The sequence below is a fragment of the Serratia proteamaculans genome, from assembly GCF_013337185.1.
GTDB classification, from domain to species: Bacteria; Pseudomonadota; Gammaproteobacteria; order Enterobacterales; family Enterobacteriaceae; genus Serratia; species Serratia proteamaculans_D.
On record NZ_SWDE01000002.1, the window covers coordinates 163,079 to 174,104 of the forward strand.

16 protein-coding genes are annotated in these 11,026 nt (G+C 39.5%); 14 read left to right on the forward strand and 2 right to left on the reverse strand.

Annotated features, from left to right (window positions below; all coding sequences use genetic code 11):
- Positions 1 to 62: 62 nt before the first annotated feature.
- The 14 genes from FCL49_RS10985 to FCL49_RS11050 all read left to right on the forward strand — a co-directional run bounded on the left by FCL49_RS10985 (position 63) and on the right by FCL49_RS11050 (position 9,525).
- On the forward strand, positions 63 to 761 hold the full coding sequence (locus FCL49_RS10985; protein ID WP_174353613.1) for a hypothetical protein: 699 nt from the start codon (positions 63 to 65) through the stop codon (positions 759 to 761).
- A 288-nt stretch (positions 762 to 1,049) separates the two neighbouring features.
- Positions 1,050 to 1,499 carry a hypothetical protein gene (locus tag FCL49_RS10990; protein WP_174353614.1) on the forward strand — a complete coding sequence of 150 codons (450 nt, stop codon included), beginning with the start codon at positions 1,050 to 1,052 and terminating at the stop codon, positions 1,497 to 1,499.
- Positions 1,500 to 1,870: 371 nt separating this feature from the next.
- On the forward strand, positions 1,871 to 2,143 hold the full coding sequence (locus FCL49_RS10995; protein WP_174353615.1) for a hypothetical protein: 273 nt from the start codon (positions 1,871 to 1,873) through the stop codon (positions 2,141 to 2,143).
- Positions 2,144 to 2,279: 136 nt separating this feature from the next.
- On the forward strand, positions 2,280 to 2,753 hold the full coding sequence (locus tag FCL49_RS11000) for a hypothetical protein (RefSeq protein WP_174353616.1): 474 nt from the start codon (positions 2,280 to 2,282) through the stop codon (positions 2,751 to 2,753).
- A gap of 66 nt (positions 2,754 to 2,819) precedes the next feature.
- A complete protein-coding gene (locus FCL49_RS11005; RefSeq protein ID WP_174353617.1) occupies positions 2,820 to 3,242 on the forward strand; it encodes a hypothetical protein in 423 nt (140 codons plus the stop codon).
- Between the two features lie 98 nt (positions 3,243 to 3,340).
- Entirely contained in the window at positions 3,341 to 3,727 is a 387-nt protein-coding gene (locus FCL49_RS11010) for an immunity protein Tsi6 family protein (RefSeq protein ID WP_174353618.1), read from the forward strand.
- Between the two features lie 219 nt (positions 3,728 to 3,946).
- A complete protein-coding gene (locus FCL49_RS11015; protein WP_174353619.1) occupies positions 3,947 to 4,432 on the forward strand; it encodes a hypothetical protein in 486 nt (161 codons plus the stop codon).
- A gap of 156 nt (positions 4,433 to 4,588) precedes the next feature.
- The gene (tri1, locus tag FCL49_RS11020; RefSeq protein WP_174353620.1) at positions 4,589 to 5,680 is read left to right on the forward strand and encodes an ADP-ribosylarginine hydrolase Tri1; all 1,092 of its coding nucleotides are present in this window, start codon (positions 4,589 to 4,591) and stop codon (positions 5,678 to 5,680) included.
- Positions 5,681 to 5,857: 177 nt separating this feature from the next.
- Positions 5,858 to 6,085 (forward strand): Imm74 family immunity protein, encoded by a 228-nt coding sequence (locus FCL49_RS11025; protein ID WP_174353621.1) that lies wholly within the window; start codon positions 5,858 to 5,860, stop codon positions 6,083 to 6,085.
- 296 nt (positions 6,086 to 6,381) lie between these two features.
- Positions 6,382 to 6,648, forward strand: a complete 267-nt coding sequence (locus FCL49_RS11030) for a hypothetical protein (RefSeq protein ID WP_174353622.1) — start codon at positions 6,382 to 6,384, stop codon at positions 6,646 to 6,648.
- Positions 6,649 to 6,830: 182 nt separating this feature from the next.
- The gene (locus FCL49_RS11035; RefSeq protein WP_174353623.1) at positions 6,831 to 7,145 is read left to right on the forward strand and encodes a hypothetical protein; all 315 of its coding nucleotides are present in this window, start codon (positions 6,831 to 6,833) and stop codon (positions 7,143 to 7,145) included.
- Between the two features lie 255 nt (positions 7,146 to 7,400).
- Positions 7,401 to 7,667 (forward strand): hypothetical protein, encoded by a 267-nt coding sequence (locus FCL49_RS11040; protein WP_174353624.1) that lies wholly within the window; start codon positions 7,401 to 7,403, stop codon positions 7,665 to 7,667.
- Positions 7,668 to 8,116: 449 nt separating this feature from the next.
- A complete protein-coding gene (locus tag FCL49_RS11045) occupies positions 8,117 to 8,599 on the forward strand; it encodes an Hcp family type VI secretion system effector (RefSeq protein WP_012145741.1) in 483 nt (160 codons plus the stop codon).
- A gap of 14 nt (positions 8,600 to 8,613) precedes the next feature.
- A complete protein-coding gene (locus FCL49_RS11050; protein WP_174353625.1) occupies positions 8,614 to 9,525 on the forward strand; it encodes a hypothetical protein in 912 nt (303 codons plus the stop codon).
- Positions 9,526 to 9,619: 94 nt separating this feature from the next.
- Here FCL49_RS11050 and sbmC read toward each other — a convergent pair whose 3' ends face one another.
- Both sbmC and kynA read right to left on the reverse strand, forming a co-directional pair.
- Positions 9,620 to 10,090, reverse strand: a complete 471-nt coding sequence (sbmC, locus tag FCL49_RS11055; RefSeq protein WP_174353626.1) for a DNA gyrase inhibitor SbmC — start codon at positions 10,088 to 10,090, stop codon at positions 9,620 to 9,622.
- 32 nt (positions 10,091 to 10,122) lie between these two features.
- Entirely contained in the window at positions 10,123 to 10,965 is an 843-nt protein-coding gene (gene kynA, locus FCL49_RS11060) for a tryptophan 2,3-dioxygenase (protein WP_174353627.1), read from the reverse strand.
- Positions 10,966 to 11,026 lie beyond the last annotated feature (61 nt).

Genomic DNA, 11,026 nt, shown 5'->3' on the forward strand with positions numbered 1-11,026 from the left:
CTACGAACCGCTGGCTTGTACCTACGGCAGTCCGCAGAAACAAAATGCCAAAGGCGATAAATATGAAAAGTAAATTTTACTCATACGCGAAATCAACAGAATTTCAAGGGCATGAATTAGTAATCATCAACAATTCCACAGAGGAAATAGTTTCTACATTTGACTTCGTCCCTACAGACTTCCCGAGGAAGACTATAATAAATGTTGAGTTTGTTGGCACAATAAATAACAGTAGCGCCTGCTACAAAAATCAAAAAAAGAAAAAACACCTAACTAAATTAATTACATTAGAAAAAAACAGCAGTCTAATAATAAAATCCGGGTCGATTAAACATTCGATGGATGACTTAAATTTAGAATGCGGCGAACATGAGTTAAATATATATCACTTTATAGACACTCCATTAATTGCGAAAGAAGAATCACAACCTTCACGGTTAGAATTAATTAAAAATTCAGAAATATTTAATATTTACATAATAATTAGCAAAGAACATGGTGGTCAGTTAAGCGAAGTTAAAAAAATGAGTTTTTACGAAAGCTATGGTGAGCTTGGTTTCTTAGTCACTGATATTGAACGCATGTCAAAATTCATAAAAGAATCAACAAGAGTCATTGATAATGACCTATTCAAAGAGTTCACCACTACGGAGTTAGCATCGGAGTTATTTGACAATGGAATTATGATGTTATGTTGGGGCATAAAACATCATACATTGGTCAGTATAAATTTAGTTAGGAAATTCAAGAGGCTAGTATAATACCTGGGAACGCCTTATCAGATTGGGCATTATGCTGTGAAAAAAACTGGCCAAAACTAAAGATAAGTGGAGAAAGTGAGTTCGCTTCTATTGAACTTCATATAATTGATGCTTTATATCAAAACACCAATTCTGGGCATCCCATTCCAACCTTTTTTATTAGCAGAGATACGCAAAACAATGGTCTAATTAGTCCATTATTATACTCGAAAATATTATAACCGTGAAAGAGAACCCATTTTAATCAGCCTTTATAATAGGTTCTCTTTTTAAGTTGGGAGTATGATTATGAAGTTCCACTGTGACACTGGTATTTTTAATTTAAGTAGCAATTTAACCCTGTCGCCTAAAATGAGAAAGGAAGAGATATTAGCTCAAAATGTTGTTTGGGAGGAATGGTTTCCAATAATAGATGGCGTTGCATTTAATTATCGCACAGTCATTGACTTGAAGGGTGTTAATGACAATGAGAAAATAACAGTAATAATAAACCTTAATGGTACATCGCTGAGTAACTCCTCATTAAAAAGTTGGTTGTGTGCCCCAACACATGAATTTTCAGGAGTACAAACAAAACCAGAAGGTAAGATTACTAAAAATCTTCGAACTTGGTTTAAGTCGAAAACATCCACTTCCCTGCCTGCCAATGGGAACTGGGGAAGTATTGATGCTGCATACGACCCACATAATCAAACAGCTGAAATCGTATGTATTTACACCAAGAATAACAATTATTAATAATAAGAAAAGTATTATAATAACACACAACAAAAAACAAGAATTTTAGACTATGACAATAGCCAATCTCGACATGCAAGATAAAAAACCTCCTTGAGCTAATATATAATTAGCATTTTTAGCCAGCCCGAACTCGCTGGAAAAACCTTAAACGAGGCTCCTATCGTTGGTTATGTGATTAATATATAGATCAGGCTATTGTAGATAGTCTTCACTAAAATAACCCTGAAAAAATTTGCGAGTTTTACCATAGGCAACGAAGTTTGGAGTTATTTTCAATGATTTCCTTCGACAATTAATAGTGCATCGAAGTGACCCCATAACTGGAGCATAAGTGTTATAAAAACCACCAATATATTAAGAGGGTTATTATGGATGACATTCCTGTATTGGAAAAGCTAAGAGAGATCATCAACGCCTTGGAAAAGGAAAATAACAACAACCTTGAAAATATAACAAATGAATACAGAAAAACAATTTCAGAAATAGTCAACGGAACGCTTAGTTATAACCTAATACACAACTCCGTAAAAGCTTACCTGGAAATATATAATGATTATGACAATCCATTACTATACACAATGTCTGATGCTGAAGAGCTAGTCTCCCGGCACTTAGATTCAATGAGCACTAAAACACCTTAATGGATAGATATAATTTATTATTAGCATGCAACACGCAGCCTTACCTTCCACCATAAAATATAACTCAAATAAAAAATCAATTTTCATTAAACATTAATAACCGCAGTGATCACCACACCAAGAAAACCATTGGCACATGAATATAATAACGTTTGACTTTGATACAGGCTATCTATTTGTTAACAAACATTTACTAACCATTTCCAGTTATGACTCTTTTATCAGCTCTGAACTTTTTGTTAAGACCAGGGGGATTGAAAAATCCGGAGCATATTACTTTAATCTTCCCAATGTAGAGTGGATGGGAGAATTATTTTTCATGGAAATAAGACCATCAATAGGTCATTTTTCTCCTTGTATTTTCTTAATCAGTAGAACTGGGGATTTTTTCAACTCACTTAGTTCATGGGAGAAAAGAGCAGACCTTAGTGGTTTGAAAAATGAAGAAGAAAGGATGATAAATTGGGTACGGAGCAACAAAGAAAATGGGGATGAGAGAGTGATCACCCAGCCCTCCTATGGAGTTCAATGGGTATATACTTGGGGCGATATCGCTGTACAGTCCAATGCTCAGACTTTTGACTGTGGAATATACATCACATGGCCATGAAATTACTCCATACGGTAAAAGTATATTTTAAAGAAAACATCACCACAGAAGTGAATAAAAATTAACGTGATTATTGATTTTGAAAGAAAATACAGCAGCATCGAATACGACAGAGTTAACAATCCAAATAGTCTTAGCGTACTTAAACCATTACCAGATAGTTTTTCATGGTCATATAACGGAGTAAGCCATCAACGGGAAAATAGTGATAAAGTTATCCCATTGCTTTTAAAAGATGCTAATGCCATCGCTGTCGTCGAAGCTCCTTTTGATAAGAACAAAAACGCAGCATTTATACTCAACCCAGACAATAGTATAATGTGGGATATTAGTGATATCTATAGAAAAATGATGACCGTTGATTTCTTCTCAGACGTTTACTATGTGAATAATGAGCTATTTTATTTTTTACATAGTAATGGGAAAGATTTTAGATTTTCTTTTGACATTAAAACCGGCCTATGTGGAAAATTAACCCCCAGTTACTAGAATCAGCCACTCCGCACTATAATCACCCGAAGCTATTGACATGTGTCATTTTAAAATTCTTAATCGGGGTATTTAAAAATTATGATAGATCATGAGAAATGATTAATGACACGGCTATTGATTACATAAATAGAGCGTTGGCTTTAGCGAGGGTTCGTCATGCTGAAATTTTAGCCGCCAAAAACAATGAAGGCTTAGAACCTATGTATAATTCTATAGTACAACAGCTAATCTACTTGAAGAACGTTGTAACTGGACAAGAAAAGGACAAAAGTAAGCTTAAAGAATTCACAATGGGTTTGTATGCGGCAAAAGAATTTGAAGCATCCGACCCAGTGTTTGCCGATCGAATTTTTAGTGCATCTTTCATAGCACACCAAATAAGAAAGGGATTGAAAATAAAACTACCACATGAAGTGGAATCTGATTACTACGAAAGGCAGAAAAAACTAAGAAATGAACATCCTAATGATTTTCATAGTTAATATTAGCCAGTAACCAACAACACAAATAAACCATAATGCATAAAGCAACCATTGATTATCTAAACGAGGCTTTGTTGATTATCAAGCAAAGACAGACCAAACCACCAAAGATAGGCAAAAATTTCAGAGATAGTGCTATTTGTATTATGACAAGCATAGCACACCTACCATAATCTGATTATTACCGGCCTCCTCTCTGCTGAATCAGAGTTATTGAACATGAATATAATCTTCGATACTAGAAATATTATTATTAATAATGAAATCATTTTATCTAAAACTCAAAAAAGGAAAAATATAATTACAAAAAATCAAAGATGGGAGGACTGGTTGAGAAATGGTAATAACGAAGTTGTCTCATATAGAATTAAATTAAACAGCAAAGGTAGTAATTATGGTAATGTTTACTTAATTACTACATTCACTAGCCCTATCAATGATGCGTCGTTATTATGCTCATGGTTTCTCGCTCCTGAAAATTTAATTGAAGGAGTACAAAACAAACCGGAAGGAAAAGTAACAGCACGATTGAGAAAATGGTTTTTTGAAAAAACAAAAGAAAAACTACCTATAGGTAATGATTCGGAATACATTGACGCTTCTTATGATCCATGGAACAGTGTTGGCATGATAGTTTGTAATTACAGATCAGGCTTCAAAAATGATAAAGATTGGAAAGAATTTCGAAAAAACAATAAATTCTAGTCACCACCTGGCAAAGAAACAATCCTATTTAGGATGATTAAAAATGAAATAGCTAACAGGTATAAACGATGGTCAACTTTTCAGCTAAGTCAGAAGGTACATTCTTGCATAACAAACTCCACCAGAAATAAGAGTCATGATAATTATGGAGTATTTATGATCGACTTATATGAAGACACTTGGACATTACAACTTTATGCTCAACGTTACAGAGGGTTATCCCCGAAGAACTCACGCGAGCTACAATTGAGAATGGAATATGACCCTTTAAAGCCCAATTTGCCTACATCTGGAGAAGAGCAGAATAGCAAGCCAGAATGGCTCAATACACCTCCCAGCTTAATTCCAGAAAGCGAATCACTAGATAAAGCCAAAGGTGCTTTAGTCGGTTTAGCTATAGGGGATGCTATCGGCACCACTCTTGAGTTTCTTCCTCGAGATAAGCTTCATGTTAACGATATGGCGGGTGGCGGCCCATTCAGGTTACAACCAGGCGAGTGGACAGACGATACCTCAATGGCTCTTTGTTTGGCAGAGAGTTATATTTCAGCAGGCCGTTTAGATATTACTTTATTCCGCGAAAAATTAGTTCGCTGGTATCGCTATGGAGAAAACAGCTCAAACGGACGATGTTTTGATATAGGAAATACAACCAGGCATGCTTTGGAACAATATTTAAAACACGGGGAGAGTTGGTTTGGGAATACAGAGCCTGAAACTGCTGGTAATGCTGCAATAATACGGCAGGCTCCCACATCGATTTTCAGAAGGAAATCACTACAACGAACATTTGCAGACTCAGACTCACAAAGCATGGCAACCCACTGCGCACCTGAATCTATGGCCAGCTGCCAATTTTTAGGTTTTATACTAAATTATCTAATTAATGGAAGCAGCAGAGAGAAAGCTTTCTCACCACACGTCATGCCACTTCCGGTTAGAGTTCTATTAATAAATGCTGGCGAATACAAGGAAAAAAAACGTGCCGAAATTCGTTCAAGTGGGTATGTAATAGACACTTTAGAAGCAGCCATGTGGGCGGTGTGGAATACCGATAACTTCCGCGATGCTATTTTACTAGCAGCAAACCTGGGTGATGATGCTGACAGTGTAGCCGCTACAACGGGACAAATAGCAGGAGCACTATATGGATATTCAAGCATCCCAAAACCATGGCTTGATAAGCTAGTCCAACAAGAAAGAATATCTAATCTTGCTGAAGAGTTATTTCATACAGCTCCCGAATAAGATTTTTAGAAGAGCAGAAAACCTCATTACATTAGTAAATGACTCAGTAAATTCAAGCCTCTAAAAAAGGCTTAAATCTTTGCTTGAGAATGATTTAAATTAAATATAAAAGCCAAAAGAAATCACACCAAATCCATTACAGCAAACTAAAAAAGTCATTTCTGACACAGGATTAAAATGAAAATAATCGGGACAATCTCATATATAAAGATAGAGATAGACGGTCGGACAATAAAAATACCCGGGGAAATGATAGTCGGTGGGTTTGTTGCGCACAAGGAAGGAATGAAAAAATGGGAATCACCTCACAACAATGAGGAACTATCAGAAGAAATGAAGCATGAAATAATAAATAAAGTAATAGAGAAGACTAAAAATACACACATGGTTATTAGTTTTGAATAAAAACCATGAATTAAATATTAAAATTAAGTTACACGATAGGATTACAAAACACAGAAAATAATACATTGATTTTAAAGTGAAAAATAAATATGCATTACACATTTAATTTACATTAACTTCATCATGTACTCAGTCATCTATGAATTTATCATACAATCTATTTCCAGTAATTCCCATATATGACCTTGGACAGATTTTTTAGGTAACCGTCTTAAATTCCCGAAGCCATCATCAATACCAAAGACTTTGTGAAAGGTAAAGATTAAGAAGTCATTGATATGTTCACAGGAAAAATCATGATAAATTTAGTAATGGTAGACTCGAGCCCTTGGGATTTCACTTTATACAAAAGTGAAACTGGGGAGTATATTATTGAAATCATGTTCTCTGAAGGAGAGTATAAAATAGATGTCGCTCGGTATTACCACTTAACACATGATATTGATCTATTGAATATAAACCACACTACTCTAACTGAGCTATCGAAAAAAATAAGGAACTCTCCATCAAATTATGAAGAGAAAGAAATACAACCAGGAGATATAAAAGTGACACACAGATAACAATTCAAATAAATACAACGTATCTACAATTGAAAACATAACAATAAATTTAAAAGCACTATATTATAGTAACAAGTAGATATAGAAACACCACTCTAAAGGTGGCATTAAAAGCATTAGCCACTTAAGATAAAAGTAATTACTGAAATTTATTTCATTTTCAACACCAGAGTGACGCATGAATGAAAGTAAAATTACTTTATATCAGTAAGTTTTATTACAGCATATATTCAGTTGATGATAAATTTGCTGTGTCAGTAGTATTCTTTAACTCATACATAGATGCATCAAAGGAATCTTGGTTAACAGAAGACGATATTGAAAAATATAAAACGTGCGGAGAAGTATATTCCCTTGTAGAAAAAATAAGATTAACCCCAGACAAATACAAAGATAGAGAACTACCGGAGAATATCAGTTCCATTATATCGAAATTGAATACAAACCCCATATTTACACAGCAAGATGAGATTTATGACAGACGGATTACTTCATAAACAACCAATTTAGTATGACTATAGTAGTTAATTAAGGTTTTTTTGTTGAGAGATTTTATATTTACACTGAAGGCAACGTATATAACATATTGATTTTTCCCAACCCTATCAAAACTGACAGTTTCACTATCAGGAAGACACATTCAGCAGAATCTGATTAGAGGCATAGTTGCACCGCAATTTGAGTATGGCAATCAATATCTGGTGGAGCGGAGCAAGTTTTTGTTTTACAACATTGGAAATATGTTTTTCATTATGAATAATAGCATCGAACTATCATTACGCAGCGCATTAAAAAAAGTCACTGGCGCCATTGAACGACATGAACGCAATGAAGTGGTGCCACTTTCCATCCAGCTATTATCTCAGGTCAAAAAAGAACTTGAAGAAATGTTTAGAATCATGAACCCTGACATTTACATGCCTGGATATTCTCGTTTTATTTTAGATTATCACGACGATGAAGGGCTTGCAGAGGAATTAGTCAACGTTGCTTATCAATATGGGAAAATAAATAATTAACAGGAGAGCATCAACGTTATGGCAGGAAAATAACTTACTAAATTAATGGTAATTCTCTATTCGATTGGGTTTACCCTAATTATCGATCTTTAGCTTTGTGGTGTACTGAACCTGTCTGGGTTGGTGAATAAAAACGAAAATCATAAAATATAAACCACTCTATCTTACCAATAACTGTTTGATAAAAATCGCTCCTTAATCCACCCCTAAATTTAAAAACCTGTGGTAGTGCGAATTCTCTGCACTGCACAACCAAACTCACCCTAAAAACCAAAGGAGAGACACCCACCCATAGCCGTTGCAATCACCAATGATATTTAGTTCAAGTTTAATTCCGGGCGTATTAGCAAATGCTGTAACTGCCCAGAAGTATCACCTCACTTATTGGCCTTGATGGATATAAATCCGCTTCGCCAATGCAAATTAATCAATTTCATATAGGTATCAAAATGGCAATTGACTCATTTCTGAAGGTTGACGGGGTTACTGGCGAATCTAATGATTCTAATCACAAAAATTGGACTGATATTCTGTCATTCAACTGGGGGGCGACCCAGTCTGGCAATATGGCCGTAGGCGGTGGCGGCGGGACAGGGAAAGTAAACTTCAAGGATTTGGAGGTGCAGGCACTTATCGATAAATCCACACCGGCCATTCTGAAGTTTTGCTCCAGCGGTAAACATGTAACCAAAGTTGAACTTTCTATCTGCAAGGCCGGGGGTACCCAGGTCGAATATACCAGGATCGTGCTGGAAGATGTCCTGGTCAGTATGGCGGACTTTACCGGTGTTGGGCACACCGACAATATCCTGGTTAAATATCGCTTCCAGGCTTCCAAGGTCAACCTGCATTACTGGGAGCAAAGCGCCAGCGGCACCAAGGGTGCAGAAACCAAAGCCGGTTGGGATATTAAACAGAATAAAGAGATTTAAACGAGGGCAGCACTATGGCAGACCCAACGCTGGCAATAGACAATCTGCTCAACGATCTCTCGGTATACAATGCTGACGAGCTGCGGATAATTATCGCCTTTGTTAATGAGCTGGATAATACAGCGCTCAACCAGTATGAGAATGACTCCGAACGGGCAATCATGTCCAGTTTCGAACGATTGCGCCAGAGCAGTGATGCTCAGCGCAATGGTGAAGTAGATAACACCAACGAGATGGAAATGGGGCTATTGAATCATGGCAACAATACCACTCTGCAAGAAAACTCTGGTTTCTTCCAAAAATATAAAACCTCGCTGCGGGGTTATGGAGGCAACGTCTATAACGACAGGCAAAAGAGTAACTATGATTATGCCGCCAAGGCAGTAGGTGCCGTTGGCGCATTATCGGGCGCGGGGGCTACCTATGCGGCGATCGCCGCCGCTCAGGCAGCAGACACGCTGATGACCAATATCTATGTCCGCTATGCCATGACGACGATCGGCGCGACCGGTATCGTCAGTGCCGGCCTGTTGATGCTCAGAAACACCTTGTCCGAGCGTCAGCAGACGGATAATAAAGACTTGCTGGAAGCAACCAAAAGAACGGCCAAGGCGAGGATCAAGCTGATTGAGTTCGTTAACGAAACGCGGATAAAAATAATCAAGGATGAAGAAAAATGCCGCAGTAATGCCGAGCTGTATATGGGCAGACGTTATACGGACCAGGCCAGGGGCAATGCCGATCCCAATCTGGATCGCATTGAAACGCTGTTATTTACCACCCTGAACGAGCGATCCTCCCCGTTACAAGCCAAAATCCTGTTAACCAGTGAGCAGCAGTATGTCTCGGTAATCAGTGATAGCGGCACGACGAACATCTCCAAGGCGCATATGAAGTTAATGTATGAAATCGCCAGTACCTTCTAGCCAATAATATAGGGAACTGAGCCCGGTATTCGCCGGGTTCAGCCCCTTTCCTCTCCTTGACACCTCAGCACTTCCCCTTCCCTGCACCGCAAACTCAGCCTTTTTTCACCGTCTGGTAAATATCCAGGTCAAAGTAGCCATCCGCCTCGCAGTCATTAAGGTAGTGCTCATAGCTCCCCCCTTCTACTGGCAGATAACCGCTGGCCGGCAGTTCCCGCTGATAGAAATCCCCCCATACCCGCTCGAAATCCCCGTCGCTGACGCGCACGTTGTAAATCGCATATTGCCCGGCGGGCAGGGTTTGTAACGCAATCCCATCGCTGGCTGCCGTCGGCAATACGAAATCATCCGCCACGGTAAACACCACATCGGCCCGCAGTCGCTCGGGGGCCACTTCAGCCGGGTCGTCCCAGTACAGCACCAGCCATTTTCCTAATGGCACCTGGTGTTGCTGCTGCCAGGCCATCAGCCGCTGGCAACCCTGAGGGATGGTTTGTGGATAAGGCCCGACGACTCGTACCCCCACCACTTTCTCCGCTGATTTATCTTCAATTCTTAACGACATCGCCCTCTCCTCGCACTAATACGGGAAACCGTTCAGGCACCAATCTCGGTTCGCACATCCAGCAGTTCCGGGAAGAAGGTCAATTCCAGCGCCTTTTTCAGGAAGCTGACGCCGCTGGAACCGCCGGTGCCGGTTTTAAAGCCGATAATCCGCTCCACCGTTTTCATATGGCGGAAACGCCACAGGTGGAAGCTCTCCTCAATATCCACCAGCTTCTCGGCCATTTCATAGGCTTCCCAATACTTTTGCGGGTGGTCGTAAATCTCTTTAAACGCCGGCAGCAGGTCCGGGTTGCGCTGGTAAGGCTGGGTCCAGTCACGTTCGATGCACTCCTGCGGAATAGGCAGGCCGTGGCGTGACAGGTAGAGCAGGTATTCATCGTACAGGCTGGGTGCCTCGAGGATCGCCTTCAGCGCGGCGTGTTTATCTGCATCGTTGCTGAACACTGCCAGCATGGCGGCATTCTTGTTGCCCAGCAAAAATTCAATCGAGCGATACTGATGGGATTGGAAGCCCGATGAGTTGCCCAGCACGTCACGGAATTCAACGTATTCCGACGGTGTCAGGGTTTCCAGCACCGCCCATTGCTCAAACAGCAAACGCTGGATCTGTTTGACCCGGGCCAGGATTTTGAAGCAGTGGCTGAGTTTGTCCTGCTGCACCAGCATCCGCGCCGCTTGCAGCTCATGCAGCATTAACTTCATCCACAGTTCAGAGGTCTGGTGCTGCACCACAAACAGCATCTCATCATGATGCTGTGGGTTGGACAACGGATGTTGGCAGTCCAGCAGTTGGTCCAGGCACAGATAGTCGCCGTAACTCATGCGTTTGGAAAAATCGGTGACAATAGCGCTTTCTAATTCCCGTTTGTTCATCAGTTCTCTCCGCTGCGCTCACGACCGGAAGCGGCGTGTAGCGTGCTGCAAACAGAAAACA